This window comes from Pseudomonas sp. KBS0707 (assembly GCF_005937945.2).
Classification (GTDB): Bacteria; Pseudomonadota; Gammaproteobacteria; order Pseudomonadales; family Pseudomonadaceae; genus Aquipseudomonas; species Aquipseudomonas amygdali.
The window spans coordinates 1,513,906-1,539,109 of the sequence record NZ_CP041754.1; the positions used below are offsets into that span (position 1 = coordinate 1,513,906).

The 25,204-nt window shown below is 58.4% G+C and carries 24 protein-coding genes; 7 read left to right on the forward strand and 17 right to left on the reverse strand.

Annotated elements, in window-relative coordinates:
* Positions 1-532: 532 nt before the first annotated feature.
* The gene (locus FFH21_RS07140) at positions 533-1,159 is read left to right on the forward strand and encodes a response regulator transcription factor (RefSeq protein WP_011168022.1); all 627 of its coding nucleotides are present in this window, start codon (positions 533-535) and stop codon (positions 1,157-1,159) included.
* Between the two features lie 161 nt (positions 1,160-1,320).
* On the opposite strand, the gene FFH21_RS07145 is transcribed toward FFH21_RS07140, so the two are convergent.
* From FFH21_RS07145 to metG, 4 genes are all read right to left on the reverse strand, one after another.
* Positions 1,321-1,503, reverse strand: a complete 183-nt coding sequence (locus FFH21_RS07145) for a PA3496 family putative envelope integrity protein (protein ID WP_011168023.1) — start codon at positions 1,501-1,503, stop codon at positions 1,321-1,323.
* 106 nt (positions 1,504-1,609) lie between these two features.
* Positions 1,610-2,248, reverse strand: a complete 639-nt coding sequence (nth, locus tag FFH21_RS07150; protein WP_002554841.1) for an endonuclease III — start codon at positions 2,246-2,248, stop codon at positions 1,610-1,612.
* Complete coding sequence (rsxB, locus tag FFH21_RS07155) at positions 2,245-3,117, reverse strand: electron transport complex subunit RsxB (protein ID WP_004657463.1); 873 nt, start codon at positions 3,115-3,117, stop codon at positions 2,245-2,247. Before rsxB ends, nth begins: the two co-directional genes overlap by 4 nt.
* Before the next feature lie 129 nt (positions 3,118-3,246).
* Positions 3,247-5,295 carry a methionine--tRNA ligase gene (metG, locus tag FFH21_RS07160; protein WP_011168025.1) on the reverse strand — a complete coding sequence of 683 codons (2,049 nt, stop codon included), beginning with the start codon at positions 5,293-5,295 and terminating at the stop codon, positions 3,247-3,249.
* A 185-nt stretch (positions 5,296-5,480) separates the two neighbouring features.
* Between metG and apbC the strand changes: the two genes are divergently transcribed.
* On the forward strand, positions 5,481-6,575 hold the full coding sequence (gene apbC / locus FFH21_RS07165) for an iron-sulfur cluster carrier protein ApbC (protein ID WP_004657466.1): 1,095 nt from the start codon (positions 5,481-5,483) through the stop codon (positions 6,573-6,575).
* 150 nt (positions 6,576-6,725) lie between these two features.
* Here the strand turns inward: apbC and FFH21_RS07170 are convergent, their stop codons facing one another.
* A complete protein-coding gene (locus tag FFH21_RS07170; protein ID WP_002554837.1) occupies positions 6,726-6,935 on the reverse strand; it encodes a cold-shock protein in 210 nt (69 codons plus the stop codon).
* A gap of 319 nt (positions 6,936-7,254) precedes the next feature.
* Between FFH21_RS07170 and dcd the strand changes: the two genes are divergently transcribed.
* Complete coding sequence (gene dcd, locus FFH21_RS07175) at positions 7,255-7,821, forward strand: dCTP deaminase (protein WP_002554836.1); 567 nt, start codon at positions 7,255-7,257, stop codon at positions 7,819-7,821.
* 112 nt (positions 7,822-7,933) lie between these two features.
* Positions 7,934-8,155 (forward strand): hypothetical protein, encoded by a 222-nt coding sequence (locus FFH21_RS07180; RefSeq protein WP_002554835.1) that lies wholly within the window; start codon positions 7,934-7,936, stop codon positions 8,153-8,155.
* A 60-nt stretch (positions 8,156-8,215) separates the two neighbouring features.
* On the opposite strand, the gene pdeM is transcribed toward FFH21_RS07180, so the two are convergent.
* From pdeM to FFH21_RS07250, 11 genes are all read right to left on the reverse strand, one after another.
* Entirely contained in the window at positions 8,216-8,872 is a 657-nt protein-coding gene (gene pdeM / locus FFH21_RS07185; RefSeq protein WP_004657469.1) for a ligase-associated DNA damage response endonuclease PdeM, read from the reverse strand.
* Positions 8,869-11,361: a ligase-associated DNA damage response DEXH box helicase gene (locus FFH21_RS07190; protein ID WP_011168026.1), complete on the reverse strand. Its 2,493-nt coding sequence runs from the start codon at positions 11,359-11,361 to the stop codon at positions 8,869-8,871. Before FFH21_RS07190 ends, pdeM begins: the two co-directional genes overlap by 4 nt.
* 482 nt (positions 11,362-11,843) lie before the next feature.
* Positions 11,844-12,608 carry an ABC transporter ATP-binding protein gene (locus FFH21_RS07205; protein WP_004657473.1) on the reverse strand — a complete coding sequence of 255 codons (765 nt, stop codon included), beginning with the start codon at positions 12,606-12,608 and terminating at the stop codon, positions 11,844-11,846.
* Between the two features lie 9 nt (positions 12,609-12,617).
* Positions 12,618-13,736 (reverse strand): succinylglutamate desuccinylase/aspartoacylase family protein, encoded by a 1,119-nt coding sequence (locus FFH21_RS07210; protein ID WP_004657474.1) that lies wholly within the window; start codon positions 13,734-13,736, stop codon positions 12,618-12,620.
* A gap of 12 nt (positions 13,737-13,748) precedes the next feature.
* On the reverse strand, positions 13,749-14,459 hold the full coding sequence (locus tag FFH21_RS07215) for an ABC transporter permease (RefSeq protein WP_002554831.1): 711 nt from the start codon (positions 14,457-14,459) through the stop codon (positions 13,749-13,751).
* On the reverse strand, positions 14,456-15,184 hold the full coding sequence (locus tag FFH21_RS07220; RefSeq protein ID WP_019740829.1) for an ABC transporter permease: 729 nt from the start codon (positions 15,182-15,184) through the stop codon (positions 14,456-14,458). Before FFH21_RS07220 ends, FFH21_RS07215 begins: the two co-directional genes overlap by 4 nt.
* Before the next feature lie 80 nt (positions 15,185-15,264).
* A complete protein-coding gene (locus FFH21_RS07225; RefSeq protein WP_004664091.1) occupies positions 15,265-16,047 on the reverse strand; it encodes a transporter substrate-binding domain-containing protein in 783 nt (260 codons plus the stop codon).
* 342 nt (positions 16,048-16,389) lie between these two features.
* A complete protein-coding gene (locus tag FFH21_RS07230; RefSeq protein ID WP_004664092.1) occupies positions 16,390-18,093 on the reverse strand; it encodes an ATP-dependent DNA ligase in 1,704 nt (567 codons plus the stop codon).
* A complete protein-coding gene (locus tag FFH21_RS07235; protein ID WP_011168028.1) occupies positions 18,090-19,136 on the reverse strand; it encodes a ligase-associated DNA damage response exonuclease in 1,047 nt (348 codons plus the stop codon). The genes FFH21_RS07230 and FFH21_RS07235 overlap by 4 nt, the downstream gene beginning before the upstream one ends.
* A gap of 875 nt (positions 19,137-20,011) precedes the next feature.
* Positions 20,012-22,486, reverse strand: coding sequence for a penicillin acylase family protein (locus tag FFH21_RS07245; protein WP_004664093.1), 2,475 nt, complete (start codon positions 22,484-22,486; stop codon positions 20,012-20,014).
* Between the two features lie 195 nt (positions 22,487-22,681).
* Entirely contained in the window at positions 22,682-22,888 is a 207-nt protein-coding gene (locus FFH21_RS07250) for an SEC-C metal-binding domain-containing protein (protein WP_002554826.1), read from the reverse strand.
* Between the two features lie 159 nt (positions 22,889-23,047).
* Here FFH21_RS07250 and FFH21_RS07255 point away from each other — a divergent pair, with 159 nt between their 5' ends.
* From FFH21_RS07255 to FFH21_RS07265, 3 genes are all read left to right on the forward strand, one after another.
* Positions 23,048-23,704 carry a LexA family transcriptional regulator gene (locus tag FFH21_RS07255; protein WP_005779316.1) on the forward strand — a complete coding sequence of 219 codons (657 nt, stop codon included), beginning with the start codon at positions 23,048-23,050 and terminating at the stop codon, positions 23,702-23,704.
* A gap of 128 nt (positions 23,705-23,832) precedes the next feature.
* On the forward strand, positions 23,833-24,081 hold the full coding sequence (locus FFH21_RS07260; protein ID WP_004664095.1) for a DUF1654 domain-containing protein: 249 nt from the start codon (positions 23,833-23,835) through the stop codon (positions 24,079-24,081).
* A 264-nt stretch (positions 24,082-24,345) separates the two neighbouring features.
* Positions 24,346-24,675, forward strand: a complete 330-nt coding sequence (locus tag FFH21_RS07265; RefSeq protein ID WP_002554823.1) for a hypothetical protein — start codon at positions 24,346-24,348, stop codon at positions 24,673-24,675.
* A 9-nt stretch (positions 24,676-24,684) separates the two neighbouring features.
* Here the strand turns inward: FFH21_RS07265 and FFH21_RS07270 are convergent, their stop codons facing one another.
* Positions 24,685-25,176 carry an LEA type 2 family protein gene (locus FFH21_RS07270; RefSeq protein ID WP_002554822.1) on the reverse strand — a complete coding sequence of 164 codons (492 nt, stop codon included), beginning with the start codon at positions 25,174-25,176 and terminating at the stop codon, positions 24,685-24,687.
* Positions 25,177-25,204: the final 28 nt, after the last annotated feature.

Here is a 25,204-nt window from a genome sequence, read left to right on the forward strand (position 1 = left end):
TGGCTGGCTATCTGGATAAAGGCTGTAATGCCTGCCAGCGCCCTATATCGATGTGCGAGCGGCGAGACAAAGATCGATGAAAACTGATGGCAGTCCTGCATTTTCCTGGCGTACAGGTAGTGGCCTGCCTTCAAATGATTCAGCTCAAGGGTTTTCAGCTGTTTTTGCTGGCGATAAGCCATGTGTCAGGCGTGTTCTGACGGTGATGCAAAAATAGTGTGGCGATACTTTTACAAGGTCATTTTTGAACGTAAAAGTTTGGCCGGGTTTTGCTGCATGCATTTACTGACTGGCGCTGCGATGCTTATGCCGTAGCCGCCAGCAATAAAAAATCACCAGATTCCGAAAAGGAAGGCTCTGTGAAAATTAATAAAAAATGTACGTTCCTGCCGAGTTTTGTAGGAAGTTTCTGCTGTAATTGTAGGAATGGTCTTTGGCTGTCAGTCCACAAGGGTGAGCGCCATGCAAAGCAGTAAACGACTAAGTTATTGTGCTGGCTCTGAAAATTCGAATAGCGAAAAATGGACTGCCCATGAATAAAGTGCTGATCGTGGATGATCATCCCGTCATTCGCCTTGCTGTACGCATGCTGATGGAGCGTCATGGCTATGAGGTCATCGCGGAGACTGACAACGGTGTGGATGCGCTGCAACTGGCTCTTGAGCACCTTCCTGATATCGTCATTCTTGATATTGGTATCCCCAAGCTCGACGGGCTGGAAGTCATTGCCCGCCTGTCAGCCATGACATTGCCGTTCAAGGTCCTGATTCTGACGTCTCAGGCACCCGGCCACTTTTCCATGCGCTGCATGCAGGCAGGGGCCGCCGGATATGTCTGCAAGCAACAGGACCTGACCGAGCTGCTCAGCGCTATCAAGGCGGTACTCTCGGGGTACAGCTACTTTCCCAATCAGGCGTTGCATACTGTTCGCTCCAGTATGGGCAACGCGAGCGAGTCGGACATGGTTGACCGACTTTCCGGCAGGGAGATGATGGTTCTGCAACAACTGGCCAGAGGCAAGACCAACAAGGAAATTGCAGACGGTATGTTTCTGAGCAATAAAACCGTCAGTACCTACAAAACGCGTTTGCTGCTCAAGCTCAACGCGCATTCACTGGTCGATCTGATCGAGCTCGCCCAGCGTAACGGGCTGGTCTGAGTAGCCGGCCTGTTTGAGAAGGGCGTGTGCCTGATGTCCACGTGTGTGGAGCGAGTGACGAGCAGCCATCTCACGTATTGAAGCCTCTTCTGCGAGAGGCTTCAAATGCCAGAGTAGAGCGTTAGGTGCCAGGAAGCCGGTGCGAGGTTTTGCGCTTGTCTCTAGAAGTCGAAATCGTAATCGGCCAGTTGTTTCTGCAAGCGCCGCTCTTCAAGCAGGTTGTCGATGGTGCGTCGTTTGCTCAGATTGGTCTTTGCCGGCTCTACGGCCGCAGTTTCGGTTTCGTCCGTATCGACGGCAACAAGGTCATCGTCCACGTCCAGTTGCTCGTTGTCAGTGCTCATGAAGTCGACTCCAGGGCTTGGGCTCTCTGGCGCTTCTTATATCGACAATCCACAAGCGGGTAAAAAAGATTTTTTCAATCGACAGGGCAGCAATTACCTGGCTGGCTCAATCGTCGGACGTTTTCTCCTTGTAATCGCACAGGTCTTCTATACGGCAACTGCCGCATCTGGGCTTGCGTGCCTGGCAAACGTAGCGTCCGTGCAGGATCAGCCAGTGGTGCGCATCGAGCAGATAGTTCTTGGGCACAAATTTCATCAATTGCTTCTCGACCTCCACCACATTTTTCCCTGGTGCGATGCCCGTACGGTTGCTGACGCGAAAGATGTGAGTGTCTACAGCCATCGCGACCTGACGGAAAGCGGTGTTGAGCACGACATTGGCAGTCTTGCGTCCTACGCCCGGTAAGGCCTCGAGCGCTTCTCGGGTCTGCGGTACTTCGCTGTTATGCAACTCCACCAGCATCCGGCAGGTTTCAATTACGTTTTTGGCTTTGCTGTTGTAGAGGCCAATTGTCTTGATGTACTCGGACAGCCCTTCAACGCCCAGGTCATATATGGCTTGTGGCGTATTGGCGACCGGGTACAGCTTCGCCGTGGCCTTGTTGACGCTCACGTCAGTGGCCTGGGCAGAAAGGATAACGGCTATCAACAGCTCAAAAGGCGTGGTGTAGGCCAGTTCGGTTTTCGGGTCCGGATTGTCCTCATGCAGCCTGCGAAAGATTTCCTGACGTTTTGCAGCATTCATGGGCGGAGATTTTCCTCAGGATGAGTCTGTGCGGGGGCTTGCAGAAGCGCTGCAAGTGCCTGTTCGGCTGCTTCATATTCGCGTTGCAACTCCACGAGCCTGGCGGCCTGCTCGGCAATCGGCGGATGGCCGAAAGCCTTGAGCGACTTGTTGAGCTGCGCACGACTCATGGCCACGGCAATCCGGGCTTTTTTCAGGGCCTCGTCCGGCGTGGCAGGCTTGTCGTTCTGGGCGTGTCTGGCGGCGGACTGTAAAGCGTCACGACTTGGTTCAGCGCGCTGTGACCGGGCGATACGCTCGGCCAGCCGGGTTTGTTGCTCGCGGTACAAGCGTGCATTGCGTGCTTCGAAACGCAGCCGGGCGTGGGTACGCTTGCGCAGACGAGCTTTTTGCAGATCAGGGGTGGGTGCCAGGCCGCCTATGATGGGCGTGACACTCGCCAGCGGCAGCGGATGCATTTCAATGCAGTCTACCGGGCATGGCGCAACGCACAGATCGCAGCCAGTGCACTCATCGACAATCACGGTGTGCATCAACTTTGCAGCGCCGACAATGGCGTCCACGGGGCAGGCCTGAATGCATTTGGTGCAGCCAATGCACTCTGCTTCGCGAATGAACGCAACCTGCGCAGGGGCTGCACCGCGTTCCATATCCAGCCTCAGAACCGGAACAGCAAGCAGCTCTGCCAGTTGGGCTATTGTTTCGTCCCCGCCCGGTGGGCATTTGTTGATGGCTTCGCCGCCGGCAATGCCCTCTGCGTAGGGCTTGCAGCCGGGGTGGCCGCACTTGCCGCATTGAGTCTGCGGCAGAAGGGCGTCGATGCTGCGGATAAGGTCCACGTCGGGAAGCAGGCGAATCAATTCAGTCATGATCTTGCCAGGTGACCAACAAGTGTTCTGTCTATCGAGGGTGCAGCATTATCGGACAGATCGGGAGGTTTGCGAATGCGCAAAGGCCCGGTATCCGCCTGATGGCTGGATACCGGGCCTTGTCCGGGTTTACTTGATGCGCTGGCCGGGTTTTGCACCACTGTCCGGGCTGAGCAGATATATCTCCTCGCCGCCAGGGCCTGCCGCCATCACCATGCCTTCCGAAATGCCGAAACGCATTTTCCTTGGCTTGAGGTTGGCGATCATCATGGTCAGACGGCCTTCGAGCTCGGACGGGTTCGGATAGGCGCTTTTGATGCCGGAAAAAACATTACGTTGCTCGTCGCCGATGTCCAGAGTCAGGCGCAGCAACTTGTCGGCACCCTCCACATGTTCGGCCTTGAGAATCAGGGCAACGCGCAGGTCTACAGCGGCAAAAGCGTCAAAGTCGATTTCCGCCGACAGCGGGTCTTTGGCGAGTTCGCCATTACCGGCAGGCGCACTGCTCGCGGTAGCGTCGGTAGCGGTCAGGTCTTCCTTGGAAGCAGCAGCCATGGCTTCTACCTTGAGTGGATCTATGCGGGTCATCAGTGCCGAGAACGGGTTGAGCTGATGATTGCCCAGCAAGGTCTTGTGGTCTTCCCAGGTCAATGGTTCGACGTTGAGAAACTTCTCTGCGTCGGCGGCCAGATTCGGCAATACCGGTTTGAGGAAAATGACCAGTTGGCGGAACAGATTGATACCCAGCGAGCAGACTGCCTGGACTTCATCCTGTTTGCCTTCCTGTTTGGCCAGCGCCCACGGCGCTTTTTCCGCGATATAGGCGTTGGCGCGATCCGCCAGAGCCATGGTTTCACGCATGGCACGGGCGAAGTCGCGGGCTTCGTAGGCGTCGGCAATGCTCGGCGCGGCCGCCAGGAATGCATCGGTCAATTCGGGAGCCGCATTGGCCTCGCCCATCACACCGGCGTTGCCTTTGTGAATAAACCCGGCACAACGGCTGGCGATGTTCACGACCTTGCCGATCAGGTCAGAGTTGACCTTTTGCACGAAGTCTTCGAAGTTCAAATCCAGGTCGTCGACGCCACGACCCAGTTTCGACGCGTAGTAATAGCGCAGGTACTCGGGTGGCAGATGGTCGAGGTAGGTGCGTGCCTTGATAAAGGTGCCACGTGACTTCGACATTTTCTGTCCGTTTACGGTCAGGTAGCCGTGAACGTTGATGCCGGTCGGTGTGCGCAACCCTGCACCTTCCAGCATGGCTGGCCAGAACAGGGCGTGGAAATTGACGATGTCCTTGCCGATGAAGTGATAGAGCTCGGTGGTTGCACCCTTGCCCCAGTACGCGTCGAAGTCCAGGTCCGGACGACGTGCACACAGGTTCTTGAAGCTGGCCATGTAGCCGATCGGCGCATCCAGCCATACGTAAAAGTATTTGCCTGGCTCATCGGGGATTTCAAAGCCGAAATACGGCGCATCGCGGGAGATGTCCCACTGTTGCAGGCCGCTGTCCAGCCATTCGGCGATCTTGTTTGCGACAGCGTCCTGCAGGGTTCCGCTGCGCGTCCAGCTTTTCAGCATCGCGTCGAATGCAGGCAGGTCGAAGAAGAAGTGCTTCGAGTCCTTGAGTACCGGTGTGGTCCCGGAAATTGCCGACTTGGGGTTTTTCAGGTCGGTCGGGGCATAGGTTGCGCCGCACTTTTCACAGTTGTCGCCGTACTGATCTTCAGCCGCACATTTCGGGCAGGTGCCTTTAATGAAGCGGTCGGCCAGGAACATTTTCTTTTCCGGGTCGAAATACTGGGTCACCGAACGGGTTGCTATATGACCTGCGTCGCGCAGGCGCGTGTAGATCATGCTCGACAGCTCGCGGTTTTCGTCCGAGTGCGTCGAGTGGAAATTGTCGAAATCCACCAGGAAGTCGGCGAAGTCGGCGCTGTGTTCGGCCTTGACGTTGTCGATGAGCTGTTCTGGCGTAATGCCTTCTTTTTCAGCGCGCAGCATGATTGCCGAACCGTGAGCGTCGTCCGCGCAGACATAAATGCATTGGTTGCCGCGGTGCTTCTGAAAGCGCACCCACATGTCGGTCTGGATGTACTCGAGCATGTGGCCAAGATGGATGGAGCCATTGGCATAGGGCAGGGCGCTGGTAACGAGAATCTTGCGTGGCTCGGACATGGGGCTCGGCTACTTGAAGTGAAACGGAGACCGGCCACTATAAAGGTCTGAGCGATTTTTTTCACCCCGCTCGGTTGTGGGAATACTCCTGAGTGGTTGGGCAGGGTTCAGTGAAATCATGTCGGCTACGGACAGAACAGGTACGATAGTCGGCTGTTTCACTCAGTCTTTTACGGAGTAAGCCCATGAGCGCAGTCAATCGCGCAGCGGTGGAGACGATTCTTCGCCAGTACACCGACCCTTATCTGAATCAGGACCCGGTCAGTGCCGGTTGCGTGCGGTCCATCGATATCCAGGGTGCACAGGTCAGCGTGCAACTCGAACTGGGCTATGCCGCCGACCTGTTCAGGAACGGCTGGGCGCAAGTGCTGAAAACCGCCATCGAGAACCTGGACGGCGTCAGCTCGGCCACGGTTGCCATTAAAAGCGTGATCAGCGCGCACAAGGCACAGAGCCAGATCCCCGGTCTGGCCAATGTGAAAAACATCGTGGCCGTTGCGTCGGGCAAGGGCGGTGTCGGCAAGTCCACCACGGCGGCCAATCTGGCATTGGCACTGTCTCGCGAGGGCGCACGGGTCGGTATTCTCGATGCAGATATCTATGGGCCGAGTCAGGGTGTGATGTTCGGTATTGCTGAAGGCACACGGCCGAAGATCAAGGATCAGAAGTGGTTCGTGCCGGTCCAGGCTCATGGCATTGACGTGATGTCGATGGCGTTTCTGACCGATGACAACACGCCTATGGTCTGGCGCGGGCCGATGGTGTCAGGGGCGTTGCTGCAACTGGTCACGCAGACTGCCTGGAATGATCTGGACTATCTGGTTATCGACATGCCGCCCGGCACGGGCGATATCCAGTTGACGCTGGCGCAGAAGGTCCCGGTTGCCGGTGCCGTGATTGTCACCACGCCTCAGGATCTGGCCTTGCTGGATGCGAAGAAGGGTGTCGAGATGTTCCGCAAGGTCAACATCCCGGTGCTGGGCGTTGTGGAAAACATGGCGGTACACATCTGCTCCAATTGCGGCCATGCGGAGCATCTGTTTGGTGAGGGCGGCGGTGAGAAGCTGGCGTCGCAGTACAATGTCGAGTTGCTGGCATCACTGCCGTTGTCGATGCTGATTCGCGAGCAGGCAGATGGCGGCAAGCCTACCGCTATTGCCGAGCCGGAAAGTCAGATTGCGATGGTGTATCAAGAGCTGGCACGTCACGTGGGCGCACGAATCGTCTTGCAGGAAGCTGCAAGCCCGGCGATGCCGACCATTTCTGTCAGCGACGATTGATTCTGTAGCGGTGCTCTGGCGGGGAGGCGCAGCCAATTGACGTCTCTCGGTCAGGCTTATGCGTGGCTTGACGGGTACGCAAATGTTCAAACGACAGGCAATAAAAAACCCCGCTTTTAAGGGCGGGGTTTTTAAGCGAATCAGTACAAGTTAGATAACTTGAACTTCTTCAGCTTGCATGCCTTTCTGACCGCGGGTAGCGATGAAAGAAACCTGTTGGCCTTCTTTCAGGCTTTTGAAGCCGTCGGATTGTATAGCTTTGAAGTGCACGAACAGGTCGTCACCGGATTGTGGAGTGATGAAGCCGAAACCTTTTTCATCGTTGAACCACTTAACGGTACCAGTTTGGCGATTGGACATAGTATATCTCCTTGGACAAAGTTAACTGCGGCGTAGGAAGAGCCCTGGCCGAGACTGAGTGCAAAGAGCTGGAAAATTCATGGAGATGGTTGGATCGAAATTCAACATCGTGTAGAGATTCTCAGTGACACAAGCAACACAGTGACGCCACCTTAACCCTTTTTTCCGAACGTGCCAATGGTCTGTTGATGATTATTTCCATTCGCAGCGAAAGAGCCCGGCTCGTCACACAAACTCGCTATCTGTTGCCTTTGAACCGTCGGCCCCGGCCCGGTAAGATGCCGGATATCTTTTTTACCTCGCTATTCAGGACACCGCCATGAGCATCAAATCGGACAAGTGGATTCGCCGCATGGCGCAGGAACACGGGATGATCGAGCCCTTTGTCGAGCGCCAGGTACGTGGCGAAGGAGCTGACAGGGTGATCTCCTTCGGCGTCTCCAGCTACGGCTACGACGTGCGTTGCGCAGACGAATTCAAGGTGTTTACCAACATCAATTCGGCCACTGTCGATCCGAAAAACTTTGATGAAAAAAGCTTCGTCGATATCAAGAGCGACGTATGCATCATCCCCCCCAACTCGTTCGCGCTGGCACGTACCGTCGAATATTTCCGCATTCCGCGTAACGTTCTGACTATCTGCCTGGGCAAAAGCACCTATGCGCGCTGCGGCATTATCGTCAACGTCACGCCGCTTGAACCAGAATGGGAAGGCCATGTGACGCTGGAGTTCTCCAACACCACGACATTGCCGGCCAAGATCTACGCCAACGAAGGCGTGGCACAGATGCTGTTCCTCGAGTCCGATGAGGAATGTGAAGTGTCCTACAAGGATCGAGGCGGCAAATACCAGGGCCAGCGTGGCGTTACCCTGCCACGTACCTGATTTGCCGGTCAGGTGATTAGTGGAATTGAATTAATACTCTATTTCGCACTCTATCTGCTCACATGCTTTCGCATAATCGATATGTGCGACGGCCTTTGATCTGGAGTGCCCTATGAAGACTACTTTCAAAATCTCTGAACAGGTTCAATCTCCGCTTAACGAGATCGGGTTGCTTGCCTGGTCATTGATGGCTCATTCGGATCTGCTTCCCGAGCTTAATGTGGTCGGTGGTGGTATTCCGGGTGATCCAGGGCCAGATACTCCCTATCCGGAGCCCACTGAGCCAGGTGGACCTACCGTTCCTGACGAGCCGCCACCTGCGCCGGTTGCCTGATTACCAGTTCCCTGCTTCTCCTTGTGAGGGGCAGGGCCTCGTATGCGGCGGCTAGCGACGCTATACCACTCGCCACACGGCATCACCGCCTGTCACATAGACTGAGCAGTCCTGCGCCGGACGAATCTGAAACCCGCCCGTAAACTCACCGAACGCTGGCAGCAGGCTGACGCGTTGGCCCAGGTAGAAGCACCCCAGTCGCAAGCTTTGCCTGCCACGCCCGTGCAGCCGGTAAACCGGGTGAACGTGCCCGGCCAGTACGTGCAATTGCGGGTGTGGGTCAGGCTCGTGTTGCAATGCAAAGGGCCCCAGCGTCAGGGGTTCGGGAACTACATCTATGCCCAGATAGGCGGGCGGGTCGCCCGCCCGTTTGTCATGGTTACCGCGGATCAGGGTGATGCGCAACGCCGGGTGTTCGCCCCGCCATTGTTCCAGTGCCGCGAGCGTGCCCGCTGCGTGTGATTCCGGCGCGTGCAGAAAGTCGCCCAGAAAGATCAGATGATCGCAGGCATACGCATCGAGCAGGCTGTCCAGTCGTCGCAGATTGGCTTGAGTGGTGCCGTGTGGCACTGGTTGACCCAGCTTGCGGTAGGCCGCTGCCTTGCCAAAGTGCGCATCGGCAATCAGCAAGGATCGTTCTGCGGGGTAGTAGATGGCCTTGTCGGCCAGCAGCCACAGCTCTTCTCCCGCCAGTGTTATCGCGACGTACGGTTTCATTGCTCATGCTCCGGACCTGCGGCTTTCTCCAGATCACGGACCATGCGCGCAATGCGGTCAGCGAGTTTTTCCGAACTGAGACTTTCGCGAAAGCGCTCGACCAGCAGTGGAAACGCCAGCGGGGTTGCGCGTTTTATCGCATGCAGGTCCAGCCTGCGACTGTTGATCTGGCGTAATGTCAGCTCCAGACGCTGCAGATCCAGCTCCTGGCGTAGCACTTCCTGTTCGGCCTGGGTCAGCAGCATGTTGTCAGCGTCGTATTGCTTGAATACCTCAAAAAACAGCCCGCTCGATGCCTGAAGCTGTCGATTGCTTTTCGCCGCTCCCGGGTAGCCGGAAAACACCAGCCCCGAAATGCGAGCGATTTCGCGAAAGCGCCGCAGTGCCAGTTCGCCCGCATTCAGGCTGGCAATAATGTCGGCCAAAAGATCCGTCTCGCTGAACAGGTCAGCCCGCAACGCCTGGGCCCAGTCGATCTCGCTGGCACTGAGCAACTCCAGCCCGTAGTCGTTGACGGCAATGGAAAAGGTCAGCGGCCGATGCCGGCTCAGGCGCCAGGCCAGCAGGCTGCCCAGCCCCAAATGCACGTGTCGGCCGGCGAACGGGTAGAGGAACAGGTGCCAGCCTTCGCGGGATTTGAGTGTTTCGGCCAGCAGCGTGTCACGTTGCGGTAGCCCGGACCATTGTTGCTGCACTTCCAGCAAGGGTTTGATGGCTTGCATTTCAGGGCTGGTGAATTCACCCCGCGCCGCCGCATCGAACTTCTCCACCACGGCGTCTGCCAGTTCGCTGGACAGGGGCATTCGCCCACCGTTCCAGCGTGGCACTGCGGCTTTCTTGCCAGTAGCTCGCTTGACGTAGGCGGTCATGTTTTCCACTCGGACCAGCTCCAGCAGGCGCCCGCCGAACAGAAAGCCGTCACCAGGCTTGAGCCGGGCGATGAAACCTTCTTCAACACTGCCCAACGAGCCGCCACCGCCGCCTTTTTTCCAGTACTTCAGGTTAACGGTAGCTTCGCTGACGATGGTGCCGACGCTCATGCGGTGTCGCCTGGCAAGACGCGCATCGGGTACACGCCAGACACCCTGTTCATCCGGTTCGGCACGGCGGTAATCGGGGTAGGCCGTCAGTGAGTGACCGCCGTTGCGCACAAAGGCCAGCGCCCATTGCCATTGCTCGTCGCTGAGGTCTCGATAGGCCCAGGCGCTGCGCACTTCGGTCAGCAGTTCATCGGGCAGGAAGCCACCGCCCAGTGCGATACTGACCAGATGCTGGACCAGAACGTCCAGCGGCTGCTGCGGCGATTCGCGTGGCTCGATCAGCCGCGCGGCGACGGCGTCGTGGGCGGCGGCTGCTTCGACCAGTTCCAGGCTGTGGGTCGGCACCAGCGTGACACGCGAAGGGCGGCCCGGCGCATGGCCTGAGCGTCCGGCACGTTGCATCAGGCGTGCGACGCCTTTTGGCGAGCCGATTTGCAGCACGCGCTCGACCGGCAGAAAGTCCACGCCCAGGTCCAGGCTTGATGTACACACCACGGCCTTGAGCGCGCCTTCCTTCAGCGCACGCTCGACCCAGTCTCGGACCTCGCGGGCCAGCGATCCATGGTGCAGGGCAATCAATCCTGCCCAGTCGGGGCGTGCTTCCAGTAACGCCTGATACCAGATTTCCGATTGCGCCCGTGTGTTGGTGAACACCAGGCAACTGGCGCTGCTGTCCACCTCGGCGACGACCTGCGGCAACATGCGCAGGCCCATATGCCCGGCCCACGGAAAGCGTTCGATGGAGGGCGGCAGCAGCGTATCGACCTGTAAGTTCTTGACGATCTTGCCCTGCACGGTCACGCCGCCGTCGCCGATCAGCACCTGCAGCGCATGTTGCTGATTACCCAGCGTCGCGGAAATGCCCCACACGATCAGTTGCGGATTCCATCGCCGCAGGCGCGCCAATGCCAATTGCAGCTGCACGCCGCGCTTGTTACCGATCAGCTCGTGCCACTCGTCCACCACCACCATCTTCAGTGTCGACAAGGCGACCTGAGCGTCGGCACGGGTCAGCAGCAGTGTCAGGCTCTCTGGGGTGGTTATCAGCGCTGAGGGCAGCCGCCGGCTCTGCCGGGCGCGTTCGCTGCCGCTGGTATCGCCGGTGCGCAAGCCCACCGACCACGGGATATCCAGTTCGGCCAATGGTGCTTCGAGGGCTCTGGCGGTATCGGCGGCCAAGGCGCGCATGGGCGTGATCCACAGGATACTCAGCGGTTCAGCGGGCGGTTTGCGTTTACGAGGTTTGTTGTCAGCGGTGAGCGTATTGGCTTTGGCGAAGCGGTTGAGCGCGGCGAACCATACGGCGTAGGTCTTGCCCGAGCCGGTACTGGCATGCAGCAGGCCGGACTCACCCATCTTCACCGCTGCCCAGACCTCCTTCTGAAAAGCGAACGGCTTCCAGCCCCGGGCGAGAAACCATCGTCGAGCGAAATCGGTGGGTCTGCTCATCCGTTTGTGTGTGCTCTGAGTGGCGTTAAGTCAGAGACAGCGAAGAAAGGGTAATAGTTTTAAATGGTTATATGGCTGGAGCATGCGGAATCTCAACGATCGTGCGGTGCTCCGCGTCGCATGCGTTTCCGGACGCTCCGCGTCCTCATGGCGACGCAGAGCGTCGAGACCTGCATTCCCACGCTGGAGCGTAGGAACGATGATCTCAATATCGTGCGTCGCTCCGCGTCGCATGCCTTTCCGGACGCTCTGCGTCCTCCTGGCGACGCAGAGCGTCGAGACCTGCATTCCCACGCTGGAGCGTGCGGAACGATGATCTCAATATCGTGCGCCGCTCCGCGTCGCATGCCTTTCCGGACGCTCCGCGTCCTCTTGGCAAAGCAGAGCCTCTAGCACTGCATCCCCACGCTGGCGTGGGGACTATAGTCGTGGATATTTCAGTTCCGGTTACCAGGCGTTTCCGGTTTCATACACAAAAAGCGCTACTTCAGATTGCCACTCAAAAACTGCTGCAAGCGCTCGCTTTTCGGATTGTTGAGCACCTCGTCCGGGTGGCCGGATTCTTCGATCTGGCCTTGGTGCAGGAACACCACCTGGCTCGCAACCTTGCGTGCAAAGCCCATCTCGTGTGTCACCAGAATCATGGTCCGGCCTTCCTCGGCCAGGCCCTGAATGACCTTCAGCACTTCACCGACCAGCTCCGGGTCCAGTGCCGAGGTGGGTTCGTCGAACAGCATGATTTCCGGCTCCATTGCCAGCGCACGGGCAATGGCCACGCGCTGTTGCTGGCCGCCCGACAGGAACGCCGGGTACTGATCGGCAACACGCTCCGGCAGCCCGACCTTTTCCAGGTACTTGCGCGCGCGGGCCTCGGCTTCGGCCTTTGGCACGCCCAGTACGCGGCGTGGAGCCATGGTGATGTTTTCCAGCACGGTCATGTGCGCCCACAGGTTGAAGTGCTGAAACACCATAGCCAGCCGCGTGCGGATGCGCTGCAGTTCATCCGCGTCGGCAACGCGCATGCCGTCCTTGTCGCTGACCATGCGCACTTGCTTGCCATCCAGGCTCATTGCCCCGTCATTGGGCTGTTCGAGAAAGTTGATGCAGCGCAGAAAGGTGCTCTTGCCGGAGCCACTGGCGCCGATCAGGCAGATCACGTCACCGTTGCTGGCCTTGAGCGATACGCCTTTGAGCACTTTGTTGTCGCCATAGCTTTTGTGCAGGCCATCGATGGTCAGTTTGTACATGACAGGTCCTCAAGGAGAAAGTAGATAGCCGCTGCGATAGGCCTGGGTGCCAGCGATGTGCGCAATGACCATGCCGGCAGTCGCCATGCGGCGCAGCGAGCGGGCGTACAGCAGGCCCGCGTTCAAGGCATGGATGCAGGCCACGGTGTCGCTGATCGGGTCGATGACCTCGGCAATCAGTTGGCCAGCCTCGACGTGTTCGCCGGGCATCGCGCAGAACACCAGCAGGCCGCCGACCGGCGTAGTCACCGGTTCGACCGCTGCCAATGGCGTCGCGGGGTAGAGCAGTTCGGGCAGCGGCTGGAGTTCGCCGTCGATGATGCCAGCGTCGATCAGGTAATGAATGATGGCCTGACAGTCACGGCTGGCGAGGGCATGGTTTACATCGCCTTGCCCGCGCAACTCCAGTGTCACCGAGAAGCTGCCCATGGGGATCGGAAAGCGCTCACCGAAGCGTTGCTGCAATTGCCACCAGACCAGCGTGAAGCATTCGTCGAACGACTGGCCACCCGAGTCGGTCGCCAGCAGGCTGGCCTGCGCGCCCAGGTAGCGCGACAGCGGCTCGACTTTCGGCCAGGCTTCGGGCGTGGTGTACAGATGCTCGACCGATTCGAAATCACAGTGCAGGTCCAGCACCATGTCGGCATCGCAAGCCAGGCGCTGAAGGGTCAGGCGCAGCGATTGCAATTGGGTGTTTGCGGGTACGGCATCCAGCGCCGCTCTCAGGCTGTCCCGCACCAGTGCGACGTTGTGTTCTGCATCAGCAGTCAGCCGGGCTTCGATATCATCGCCGACCTGCGCGCCAAGGTCGCTGAACCAGCGATTGAAGTTCTGGCCGCTTTCCAGCTCGTAGCGGCCCAAAGGTGTGTCCATCAGGACCTGTTCCAGACCAATCGGGTTGGCGACCGGCACCACGACGACTTCACCCAGCAGGCGACCAGCACTTTCCAGTTCTGCCAGACGCTGCTTCAGATACCAGGCAACCAGCATGCCCGGCAGTTCGTCCGCATGCAGCGAAGCCTGGATATAAACCTTGCCGGAACCGTTTTGCGGGCCGTAGTGAAAGCTGTGGACCTGCCGGGCAGTGCCTGGCACTGGCGACAGCAAGTTATGGGTGTGATGGTGCATGTTCAGTCCTGATTAATGGGCCGGGCCGAGAAAGGCCAGCCAGCGGCGTTCGGCAAGGCGGAACAGCCCGACCAGAATGAACGTCACGGTCAGGTACATGACGGCGGCGATACCGAAGGACTGGAAGGTCATGAAAGTGGCAGAGTTGGCATCCCGCGCCACTTTCAATATGTCCGGCACCGTGGCGGTAAAGGCCACCGTGGTCGAGTGCAGCATCAGGATCACTTCATTGCTGTAGTACGGCAGCGACCGGCGCAGCACCGACGGCATGATCACGTAGGCGTAAAGCTTCCAGCCGGTCAGGCCGTAGGCTTTGGCCGCTTCGACTTCGCCGTGGGCCATGCTGCGGATCGCACCGGCAAAGATCTCTGTGGTGTACGCACAGGTGTTCAGGGTGAAGGCCAGGATTGTGCAGTTCATCGCATCGCGAAAAAACGCATCCAGCATCGGCTGTTCACGCACCGCAGCAATGCTGTAAATGCCGGTGTAGCAAATCAGCAACTGTATATAGAGGGGCGTGCCGCGAAACAGGTAGGTGTAGAACTGCACTGGCCAGCGTACCCAGCGGTTTTTCGACACCCGTGCAATCGACAGCGGGATCGACACGCAGAAGCCGATGGCGATAGAGGCGCTGAGCAGCCACATGGTCATGGCCAGCCCAGTGATATTTACGCCGTCTGTATAAAGGAAAGGTTTCCAGTATTCCTGTAACAATTCGATCATTGCTGTGCCTCCCGGCTGCCTGCGGCATAGTGCCGTTCAGCCCAACGCAGGGCGAAGTTCGAGGCGCTGGTGATCAGCAGGTAGATCAATGCCGCCAACACCAGAAAGTAGAACAACTGATAGGTACTTTTGCCGGCGTCCTGCGAGGCCTTGACCAGATCAGCCAGGCCGATGATCGATACCAGCGCCGTAGCCTTGAGCAGTACCTGCCAGTTATTGCCGATCCCCGGCAGTGCGTAACGCATCATTTGCGGGAACACAACGTAGCGAAATCGCTGGCCGCGTTTCAGTCCATAGGCCGTCGCTGCTTCCACCTGACCGCGAGGCACGGACAGAATCGCGCCGCGAAACGTCTCGGTGAAATATGCCCCATAAATGAAGCCCAAAGTGATGACACCCGCGCCAAACGGGTTGATCTCGATGTATTCCCATTCCATCGCGTCGGTGAGCATGGTCAGCCAGGTTTGCAGGCTGTAGAAAATCAACAGCATCAACACCAGATCCGGGATACCGCGGATCAGTGTTGTATAAATTTGTGCCGGAACGCGCAGCAGCGCCGAGCTCGACAGTTTGGCGCTTGCCCCGATCAGCCCGAGCAGAATGCTCAGCGCGAGGGACAGCACAGCCAGTTTGATGGTCATCCAGGTGCCTTCCAGCAACAGCGGGCCAAAGCCCTTCAGGCTGAATGCCGAGAGTCCCAGGTTTTGCATGAGTGCATCGAGCATGGATAGGCCTTGCTTTCAAAAACAGAGACGCCCATCGATCGGGCGGCGAATCATCGCCGAAATCGATGGGCGTCGGGGTGTTATTTGCCGCTGTACAGGTTCAGGTCGCCAAAATGCTTTTTCTGGATCTCGGCGTAGGTGCCGTCGTCGTGCATTGCTTTGATGCCTTTATCCAGCAGCGCTTTCAGCTCCTTGTTGCCCTTGGCGATGCCGATGGCGGTTTTGGCTGGCAGCAATTCGCTGTCGATAGGCTTGCTGACTTCGTAATCAGCACCGGCTGGCGATTTCAGGAAACCCAGTTCGGCTTGCAGCATGTCCTGGATCGAGGCGTCCAGACGACCGGAAGTCAGGTCGGCGTAAACCTGATCCTGGTTGGCGTAGGCCTTGGTGGATACACCGGCCTTGTCCAGTGCGGCCTTGGCGTAGGCTTCCTGGATAGTGCCTTGCTCATAGCCAACGGTCTTGCCTTTCAGGCTGGCCTTGTCGGCGGTAAAGCCTGCACCTTTCTTGAACACCAGCGAGGTCGGGCCGGAAAACAATTCGTTGGAGAAGTCGATGACTTTTTCGCGAGCAGGGGTCACGGTCATCGAGGAAATCACGCCGTCGAACTTGCGTGCCTTGAGGCCGGGAATCATGCCGTCGAAATCGCTTTCAACCCATTTGCAGGTGACCTTCAGCTCTTTGCAGATCGCGTTGCCCAGATCGATATCGAAGCCGACCAGGCTGCCGTCGGCGGCTTTGGATTCAAACGGCGCATAGGACGGATCAACGCCGAAGCGCAGTTCCTTGTATTCCTTGGCCATCGTATTACCGGCGGCGAGGCACAGAGCCACTGCAGAAAGAGTCAGCCATGCTTTTTTCATTGTTCAGTCCTTAAAACCTTAAATGGGGCGTTGGGAACACGCGAAGCTTGCTACCGGCAAGTGCCAGACTGGCAGAAGGTAGCAATTTCCGAACCAGAGCGATGAACGTGCGTTTGAAATGTAAGGCGTTGTCGCTATTTCGTATAAATGGCTGGCAATCTGCCGCCTTGGCATGTTTATGGGCGGGATGTTGTTCTCTGTGACTTAAACCACACCCCATTAGGCTCGCGGCGAGCGGCAGAATGGTAACGAAAAAGAACGGTTGTTGCGGGCAGGCAAACCCTGGTGGCAGGCAGTGTTTCAAAAAGGTGCACGTCAATTTACGCGCACTTTTTCGGTGCGTCAGTTCAGCAGGTCCTGTAATGACGCCAGGCTGTCGGCTTCGGCCACCGGCTTGTCCTGCCGCCAGCGCAACATGCGCGGGAAGCGCACCGCAATGCCGCTCTTGTGGCGCTTTGACAAGGCAATGCCTTCAAAGCCCAGTTCGAATACCAGCGTCGGCGTGACGCTGCTTACCGGGCCAAATTTTTCCACGGTGGTTTTACGAACGATGGCGTCGACCTTACGCATTTCCTCGTCGGTCAGCCCTGAGTAGGCTTTGGCGAATGGCACCAGCGTGCGCTCACTGGCGTCGGGCGGGCCGTCCCACACCGCAAAGGTGTAGTCGCTGTACAGACTGGCACGTCGGCCGTGGCCGCGTTGCGCGTAGATCAGCACGGCATCGACGCTGAACGGGTCGATTTTCCATTTCCACCACACGCCCATGTCCTTGGTGCGACCGACGCCGTACAGCGAGTCGCGAGCCTTAAGCATCATGCCCTCGACGCCCAGACTGCGAGAGGCTTCACGTTGCTTCGCCAGATCAAGCCAATCCTTGCCGGTGAGCACCGGGGAGGGCATCAACACCTCGCTCTGGACGCTTTCGATCAAGGTTTCCAGTTGTGCGCGACGTTCATGTTGCGGCCGGCTGCGCCAGTCATCGCCTTGCCATTCAAGCAGGTCATAGGCCAGCACTACCACGGGAACGTCGGCGAGGATCTTCTTGCCGAGTGTCTTGCGGCCAATCCTCTGTTGCAACAGGGCGAAGGGCTGAACCGAAGGTGATGCTGTGGTGGCATCACCGTTCAACGCAAATTCAGCGCTGCCATCGGGGCTTGGGTCGGGAGCTTTCCAGACGACGATTTCGCCGTCTATCACCGTGCCGTCAGGCAGGCACTGCGCCAGGCTGTGCAGCTCGGGAAAACGGTCGGTGACCAGCTCTTCGCCACGCGACCAGATCCACAAGCGTCCGTCACGTTTGACCAGTTGTGCGCGAATACCGTCCCACTTCCACTCCACCTGCCAGTTCTCGGCCGCCCCGAGCAACTCCTCGAACTGATCGGCGGGCTGTTGCAGGGAATGGGCAAGAAAAAACGGATAAGGCTGACCGCCACGTTGTGCGTGCTCATCTTCGGATTCGGGCGCGATCAGTTTCAGGTAACGCTCTGCGCTGGGCCTATGCGACAGGTCGGTATAGCCCACCAGCCTTTGGGCGACGCGCTTACTGTCGATGTCCGCCAGCGCAGCCAGTGCGCGCGTCACCAGCAGTTTCGATACGCCAACCCGGAAACTGCCGGTAATCAGTTTTATACAGACCATCAGGCTGCTGCGGTCCAGTTGCGACCAGAACATCGGCAGGCGTTCTGCCAGCTCTTCGGGCGGCAGGCCGCGCAACGGCAGCAGCTTGTCTTCCATCCAGGTGGCCAGGCCCTCGTCATTGCTGTGATCGGCCTGGGGCAGCAACAATGACAAGGTCTCCGCCAGATCACCGACCGCCTGATAGCTTTCTTCGAACAGCCACTCCGGCAGATTTGCCAGTGTCATTGCCTGCTCGCGCAACACGCGGGTCGGCACCAGTTGCCTGGGGCGACCACCGGACAGGAAGTACACAGCCCAGGCAGCATCCTCTGCAGCCGCTTTCTCGAAATAGTCACGCATCGCGGCGAGTTTGGCGTTGCTCGATGTGGTTGCGTCCAGTTGTGCGTAGAGTTCCGCGAAGGCTTTCATGACTGAGCCTCCCCCGCAGTTACCGCCTCAGGCTCTGCCGTCGCCGGATTGCTGTCTTCTTCATCGCCGTATTCGGTGCTGAAGCCTTGCGCATCCAGCCCCAGTTCGCGCAGATAGCGCACTAATATGCCGACCGAACCGTGGGTGACCATGACCCGCTCGGCACCAGTCTGCTCGATGGCCCACAGCAAGCCCGGCCAGTCAGCGTGATCGGATAGCACAAAGCCGCGATCCACGCCACGCCGACGTCGCGTGCCGCGCAGCATCATCCAGCCGCTGGCAAACGCATCGCTGTATTCGCCGAAGCGCTTCATCCAGCTGCCGCCGCCGGCAGAGGGCGGGGCGAGAATCAACGCCTGACGCAGGGCCGGATCAGTCTTTTTGAAATCGCCAGCGTATTGGGTTTCCGGAATACGAATGCCACCTTCGCGATAGACCCGGTTCAACGGCTCGACAGCGCCATGCACCAGAATCGGCCCGATCTGCGAATCAATGCCATGCAGAATGCGTTGAGCCTTGCCGAACGAGTAGGCGAACAGCACGCTGGCCTTGCCTTGGGCCGCATTGCCACGCCACCACTCGTTGATGCCTTCGAAAATCTGCGACTGCGGTGCCCAGCGATAGATCGGCAGGCCGAAGGTCGATTCGGTAATAAAGGTGTGACAGCGCACCGGTTCGAACGCCGCGCAGGTGCCGTCGGGTTCGACTTTGTAATCCCCGGAAGCAACCCAGACTTCGCCTTGGTACTCCAGCCGCACCTGCGCCGACCCCAGCACATGCCCGGCCGGGTGCAGGCTGAGTTTTACCCCGTGATGGGTGATGGTTTCGCCGTATTCCAGGGTCTGCAGGTTGATGTCCTGGCCAAGGCGCGAACGCAGAATGCCCTCGCCACTGGCCGCCGACAGATAATGCTGATTGCCGGTACGGGCGTGGTCGCCATGCGCATGGGTGATGACGGCCCGTTCCACCGGGCGCCACGGGTCGATATAGAAATCACCGGGTGGGCAGTACAAACCTTCGGGACGAGCAACGACAAGATCCATGAGGCAACCGTATGGATGGGCTTGTTAGCTATGAGCCGGGGCAGGGCGGGAAGTTCGGGGAGTTTGCGTGAGGGCTGCGTAGCGTGAGGTGCGATAAATGTCCAAAAGAACACTATCGTGCATAAAGGCGCTTTTTTGTCGCGATGGCACAGACGACGCAGAGTGCGACGTAAGTGACGGCTGAGTCCTGGCGCTGATCCGGGGCTAGCCTGGCAGGACGCCAGGCTAGCCGCACCGGGCCATGGATGGCCCGGTGCGGCGACCCCAGGATCAGTGGCAGGGCGAAGGAACCCGACGAAGTCGGGCCGGAAACAGGAGCGAGGGGATTTGCCTACTTTGGCCCCATCAAAGTAGGTCGCCGAGGGGCGAAAAGGTGACTCAAGTCGAGCCTGAATCTCACTGAATCGCAGAACGGTGTGACGCGGAGCGTCACGAAATGCATTACCACGCGGAGCGTGGGAACGATAGGCGTTCGGGAGCCTGCTCCGCGTGGCTATTGCCGCTGGAGCGTGGGAACGATAGGCGTTCGGGAGCCTGCTCCGCGTGGCTATTGCCGCTGGAGCATTCGGAAGGATAGGCGTTCGGGAGCCTGCTCCGCGTGGCTATTGCCGCTGGAGCATTCGGAAGGATAGGCGTTCGGGAGCCTGCTCCGCGTGGCTATTGCCGCTGGAGCATTCGGAAGGATAGGCGTTCGGGAGCCTGCTCCGCGTGGCTATTGCCGCTGGAGCATTCGGAAGGATAGGCGTTCGGGAGTCTGCTCCGCGTGGCTATTCCCGCTGGATCATTCGGAAGGATAGGCGTTCGGGAGAACACTATCGTGCCCATGCTCCGCGTGGGTACGCCGTTCTGGACGCTCCGCGTCCGGTTTTCGGCGCTTACTTGCCCGGCGTCAGCGTCAGGCGTTGCTTGCCGTAGCCCTTCTCATAGTTCTGCTGTTGCAGCGGGATCGACATGTATTGCCCCTTCTGCCACGGCTCAATGCTGTTGGCGTAATACGGGCTGGCCGGGTTGCCGGACTGGCCGGTGCTGATCAGGCCGGTCATAGGCTCGACAAGGCTGAAGTCGACGATCATGCGCAGGCCGGGGGCCACGTGTGTATCGAAACCTTTACCCCACTCGAAACCGGACACGTTCAGCGTGCTGTGGTCACCACCTGCCGGTGAGGCACCGCGATTGAACTCGCCGCCACCCAACTGTTTGGCGAGCGGGCTGGTCGAGGTCCAGTTGTCGCGGTGCAGTTTGCCCCATTGCCAGGCCTTGTGATCGCTGCCCAACAGGCTGTCGCCACTGGTGACAGCAGCCGCCAGACTGCGCGCCAGGATGGCTGGCTTGTCTTCTTTCTGCGGGGTTTTGACGTCATCCCAGTAAGGGCTGTCATCACGGCCCAGCAAATGGTCGGCTTGCGGCGAATACGACGAGCTGGCGTTGGCCACCAGCGCCTGCCAGGCAGGACTGGTTTCCGGGCCTAGCTCATCAAGGAAAATCTGTTTGGCGCTTTCCTGCAGAAACAGCTCGTACAGCGCAGCGTCAGCCGACGTTGCGCTGAGCTTGCCATCAAATGCCATCAGGCGCGTGAACGCTTCGCGGGCCTTGTTGCGATCCGCTTCCGGCAGGGCGTCGATAGCCTGCTTGAGCGGCTTGCTCATGCCCGGTGCCTGGAACATGGTCTTGAGTTTGGCTGCGAATGTCGTGGTCTGGTCGTACTGCATGGCGACGGTGCTGCGCAGGTCCTGCTTGCCGCTGTTGGCCAGCTCGGCAATGCGCTCGGCGCGCTCCGGGTAGCCCCACGAGTTGGAGAGCTGCATGCCGTAGCCTTTCGGAATCGTGCGCTGGTTGGCCGCCGCGAGCCAGCCCTGACGCGGGTCCTGGTCGTAAGGATGGAGCATTGAGTCGGCGAAACCGTCCCAGTCATATTTGCCATCCCAGCCCGGCGAAGGCAGCAGGCCCTGGCCTTCACGGCGGTTCGGGAAGCGGCCGGTGACCTGCCAGCCAATATTCGAGGCATCGGCGAAGATCATGTTCAGGGTAATCGCACGAATCTCGCGGCTGGTATCGAACGCCTTCTCGACGTTAGGTGCACGGGACAGATCAAAGAACGCATCCAGGCTCTTGTCGTCCTTGAAGTTGGGCACTTGCAGCGCCAGGCTCAAGCCATTGCCGGGCGGCGTTGCGCTGGCATTGAGCAATGCGCCATGACGCGTCTCGTAAACTGTTTCACGAATTGGGCTGCCGCCTTTGACCAGAAAGGTTTCCTGGTGAGAGGCTGCCGGCACCCACTTGCCATCCGCCATGTAAGAGATGCGGTTGCCTTCGCGCTTGATCTTCTCCAGAAACAGGTCCTGGTTGTCGCCCTTGACGTTGCTCATGCTCCACGCCAGCTTGCCGTTGAAACCGCTCAGGACCAGCGGCAAGCCTGCGATGGAAACACCGGACACCTGATATTTCGGTGCCCGGATCTGCACGAAGCTCCAGGCGGAGTTGAGCCCGGCAGGCAGTTGCATGTCGCTGGCCAGCAGGCTCTTGCCGCTTCGGCTGCGTTGCGGCGCGATGGCCCAGTTGCTGGAGGCTGCAACACCCAGCATGTTCAGGTCCGAGAGCTGCAAGGCGATCTTGTTCAGGTCGCTCAGGTCGTTGACCTGATTATTCAGGTTCAGGCCCTTGAGCTTGTCGGCTTCGGCAAATGGCAGTTCTTCGTCAGGGTAGGTCGGCAGCAGCCAGGCAAGTTTGTCTGCCCCGACTTTCTGCGCCAGCACCAGTGCCGAAAGCTCTTCCTGCAGGTTCACCGACAGGCTGAAATTGAGCAGGCTGAAGATCAGCGCCGAGTCTTCCGGTTTCCAGTATTCCGGCTTGTAGCCCGAACTGGCGACATCGGCCGGCAGCTTGTCGCGGTAGCGGAACAGGTAAGCGTTAACGCCGCGCGCATAAACGTCGAAGAAGCGCTTCAAGCGAGGCGAGGCGGCGTTATAAAGGTCGCTGGCGTTTTGCTTGAGGTTGACCGAGCGCATCAAACGGTCGACTTCCAGCGCGTCCGCCCCGGCCATTTCCGACAAACGGCCCTGCGCAAGCAGGCGCATTCCGAGCATCTGACCGATGCGATCACCGGCATGGATGTATCCGAGAGTGAACAGCGCATCGTGGTACGTACTGCTTTCTATCAGCGGCATGCCCATGTTGTTGCGGCGCACGGAAACGTTTTGCGCCAGCCCTTTGAGCGGAAACGTCCCGGAAGCAGGCAGTACGGTCTCGGGATCACCGCCGCCCAACTGGCAGCCGGCAAGGCTCAGGAAACTCGCCGCAGCGGCGGCAGCGCCGAATCGGGGTAGAAAATGACGAAGGGCTGGCGAGGCCATGGGCAAGCTCCTGGAGGGGTAACGTACAAAAGTCGCTACGTTAGAGAGCAGGCCGTCAGCGCGCAAGCGGGGAGGGCGAGTTTATTTCAGGATTTTGCAGAAGCTGGCCACACGCCTCTTGTTCCGCCGCGTTTGAAGATGCGCGCAAATGAAAACGGCCTGCTTATGCAGGCCGTCAGAAGAACGCTCAACGCTTTACGCGCCGTGGCACTTCTTGAATTTCTTGTCGCTGCCGCACGGGCAAGGATCGTTGCGACCCACATCTTTCAGGGTGTTGCGCACCGGTTCCTGGTGGGCGTGCCCGCAGTTCGGACCGTGCACATGGCCATGCTGGTGGTCGTGATGATCGTGATCATGGTCGTGGTTGCAATCGGGGCCATGAACATGGGCTTGCTGGTTCATCGGTTTTACTCCGCAAATAAATCTGGCGCGCATTATCCAGCAAATCGGGACGAAGCAGTATCGGCATATTTCGATTCACATATGATTGCAAATTTAAGTATGCTTATTTTTTCGGGCGTTTTTCAGCGTCTTTGTATTCTCATGCGCAGAGCCAACCTTATGACCCGACAAGAGCGTATTGCCAGGGCAATTGCCGCCAGCGGCATGAAGAAAGGGGAAATTGCCGCACAGTGCGGCGTTGCCAATTCTGCCGTCACTCAATGGATCAGTGGCGAAAGCAAAAGCCTGCGGCCAGAAAACCTCTATGCACTGGCGCGGGCCACGGGCTTTCGTGCCGAATGGCTGGCGATTGGCGAAGGGCCTGAAAAGGAAGCCCCCTTTGACGCCAACGTTGCTCTGATCGATCAACCCAACATGTCCTTTCGTTATCCGGTAATCAGCTGGGTGTCGGCAGGTTCCTGGGAGGAAGCCGTCGAGCCTTACCCCGACGGTTTTTCCGATCGCTATGAAATCTCCGATTACGACTCCAAGGGCCCGGCGTTCTGGCTGGAGGTCAAGGGCGACTCGATGACTGCACCCACTGGCGTCAGCGTGCCAGAGGGGATGATGATTCTGGTTGATACAGAAGCCGACGTGCAGCCCGGCAAGCTCGTTATCGCCAAGCTGCCCGCCAGCAACGAGGCGACCTTCAAGAAGCTGGTCGAGGACGGCGGCACGCGTTACCTGAAGCCCTTGAATCCTGCGTACAAAATGATCGAGTGCGGTGCCGACTGTCGCATCATTGGCGTGGCCGTGAGAATGACCGCCAGGCTATGAGCCTTGTTGTACAAGGCTTGCGGACGTTATCCGTCGCGACGTGAAGCGGAGCGCGTCCTACGAAGTGCTTGCGCAGGTCTTGCAGCTGGAATACTGTATTTATATACAGTTATTTTCGGGAGGCAGTCATGACTGGCACTCGTAATGGGCCGACAGGCGCGTCGTCTTATGAACAGATCGGCAAGCGTATTCAACGGCTGGTATCTGCGCCGAATGTTCAAAAGATCCAGTGGGTCACCGTAGCCCGACGCGACGATGAGCCTGAGGACAGCTGGAACGTGGTGCTCCGGGAAATCGAAGAAACCGAAGGTATCGAGGTCGATCCTCAGCCAGACGGTTCGGTAAGGATCGGCTGGCAGCGCTATATCGATAACTGAGCGTTTATAAGGTGCTGCTCCACGTTTGATGGCAAGCGTTTCACTTTATTTTTAAGCATGCTTAATTTTTTTGGTTCCAGCTTCACATACCGCCGCCGCATCGACCCGCAATACGCGCAAGGAAGCGATCAAGGGCAGGGCGGGCCCGAACGTCAACCAGGATGACCCTCATCAACCCGTTCCCTGCCATTCGAATGGCAGGCTCTCAGCGTCTGAATTTCTGTGTTCGTGAACGGCTGTATCTCTTGAGCGGAGTCAGGTCCGATGGATATCTTGAATGGTTTGGCAGACAGGGGCGAATGGCTGGTCGCCGGTCTGGTGGGTGCAATCATCTCTGGCTGGTGGCATAAGGCAGGCTTGCTCGACTGGCGTGCCTGGCTGGTTTTCTTGATCACTGGCGTGGCCTGTGCGGTGTTTCTCACCGGCATTGCCAGTGATTATCTTGGCGTGGCCGACCCTCGCAACACCACAGGCGTGGGCTTTCTGCTGGGCTCGTTTGGTGGAGCGCTGATCAGCGCAATCAATCGGGCATTGTGGGCGGCGGATATCTGGAAGTTTCTGCTGGAGCTGATCAAGGGCAAGCTGGGCGGTTAGGCCGCCTGCTTATTTTCGTTGAATCAGCTCCTCTGGTGCCACATCGCCGGTTTTGCCGATCCGTACGTTGTGCCTGAACAGCATGCCGGTCTTGAGCTTGCCTTCAAGCCGGTAATGGATCAGCTCATCAGGTTTTTTAAGCAGTTGAGCGATGTATTTCGCGTACCGCCAAAGGTTGGTACGAACAGGCACCACAAAGGTTTTCCGGCTATGCGCATCGACGAAAAACCAATCACTGAATTGGTCGTCTGCGAGCACAACGTCATTGAGCGAGATCTTGTAGTTCAGGCCGCGCACGAACAGGTCCGAGTCGTTGGGATTATCGACCTCGAAATACAGCTTGAAATCCTGTTGTGTCAGCCTTGCCTTGACCACCTGGACTTTGAGCAAATGCACTTCCGGATCCTGGACGCTGTCAAAGCTCAGTAACGAGCATCCGCTGAGACCGAACATGATCAGCGCGAGGCTTATGATTCTTGTAATGTGCGCCTGAAAAAACATGGATGTGCTCCGTTTGACGCCTGAGTCT

Bases quoted from the DNA above. Each gene is read 5' to 3' on its own strand.
- FFH21_RS07265 (WP_002554823.1), top strand. From the start codon at position 24,346: ATGGATATCTTGAATGGTTTGGCAGACAGGGGCGAATGGCTGGTCGCC.
- apbC (WP_004657466.1), top strand. From the start codon at position 5,481: ATGAGCGCAGTCAATCGCGCAGCGGTGGAGACGATTCTTCGCCAGTAC.
- FFH21_RS07235 (WP_011168028.1), bottom strand. From the start codon at position 19,136: ATGGATCTTGTCGTTGCTCGTCCCGAAGGTTTGTACTGCCCACCCGGT.
- rsxB (WP_004657463.1), bottom strand. From the start codon at position 3,117: ATGACTGAATTGATTCGCCTGCTTCCCGACGTGGACCTTATCCGCAGC.
- FFH21_RS07245 (WP_004664093.1), bottom strand. From the start codon at position 22,486: ATGGCCTCGCCAGCCCTTCGTCATTTTCTACCCCGATTCGGCGCTGCC.
- FFH21_RS07170 (WP_002554837.1), bottom strand. From the start codon at position 6,935: ATGTCCAATCGCCAAACTGGTACCGTTAAGTGGTTCAACGATGAAAAA.
- FFH21_RS07220 (WP_019740829.1), bottom strand. From the start codon at position 15,184: ATGCTCGATGCACTCATGCAAAACCTGGGACTCTCGGCATTCAGCCTG.
- FFH21_RS07260 (WP_004664095.1), top strand. From the start codon at position 23,833: ATGACTGGCACTCGTAATGGGCCGACAGGCGCGTCGTCTTATGAACAG.
- FFH21_RS07270 (WP_002554822.1), bottom strand. From the start codon at position 25,176: ATGTTTTTTCAGGCGCACATTACAAGAATCATAAGCCTCGCGCTGATC.
- FFH21_RS07210 (WP_004657474.1), bottom strand. From the start codon at position 13,736: ATGCACCATCACACCCATAACTTGCTGTCGCCAGTGCCAGGCACTGCC.
- metG (WP_011168025.1), bottom strand. From the start codon at position 5,295: ATGTCCGAGCCACGCAAGATTCTCGTTACCAGCGCCCTGCCCTATGCC.
- FFH21_RS07145 (WP_011168023.1), bottom strand. From the start codon at position 1,503: ATGAGCACTGACAACGAGCAACTGGACGTGGACGATGACCTTGTTGCC.
- dcd (WP_002554836.1), top strand. From the start codon at position 7,255: ATGAGCATCAAATCGGACAAGTGGATTCGCCGCATGGCGCAGGAACAC.
- FFH21_RS07225 (WP_004664091.1), bottom strand. From the start codon at position 16,047: ATGAAAAAAGCATGGCTGACTCTTTCTGCAGTGGCTCTGTGCCTCGCC.
- FFH21_RS07140 (WP_011168022.1), top strand. From the start codon at position 533: ATGAATAAAGTGCTGATCGTGGATGATCATCCCGTCATTCGCCTTGCT.
- FFH21_RS07205 (WP_004657473.1), bottom strand. From the start codon at position 12,608: ATGTACAAACTGACCATCGATGGCCTGCACAAAAGCTATGGCGACAAC.
- FFH21_RS07180 (WP_002554835.1), top strand. From the start codon at position 7,934: ATGAAGACTACTTTCAAAATCTCTGAACAGGTTCAATCTCCGCTTAAC.
- nth (WP_002554841.1), bottom strand. From the start codon at position 2,248: ATGAATGCTGCAAAACGTCAGGAAATCTTTCGCAGGCTGCATGAGGAC.
- FFH21_RS07190 (WP_011168026.1), bottom strand. From the start codon at position 11,361: ATGAGCAGACCCACCGATTTCGCTCGACGATGGTTTCTCGCCCGGGGC.
- FFH21_RS07215 (WP_002554831.1), bottom strand. From the start codon at position 14,459: ATGATCGAATTGTTACAGGAATACTGGAAACCTTTCCTTTATACAGAC.
- FFH21_RS07255 (WP_005779316.1), top strand. From the start codon at position 23,048: ATGACCCGACAAGAGCGTATTGCCAGGGCAATTGCCGCCAGCGGCATG.
- FFH21_RS07230 (WP_004664092.1), bottom strand. From the start codon at position 18,093: ATGAAAGCCTTCGCGGAACTCTACGCACAACTGGACGCAACCACATCG.
- pdeM (WP_004657469.1), bottom strand. From the start codon at position 8,872: ATGAAACCGTACGTCGCGATAACACTGGCGGGAGAAGAGCTGTGGCTG.
- FFH21_RS07250 (WP_002554826.1), bottom strand. From the start codon at position 22,888: ATGAACCAGCAAGCCCATGTTCATGGCCCCGATTGCAACCACGACCAT.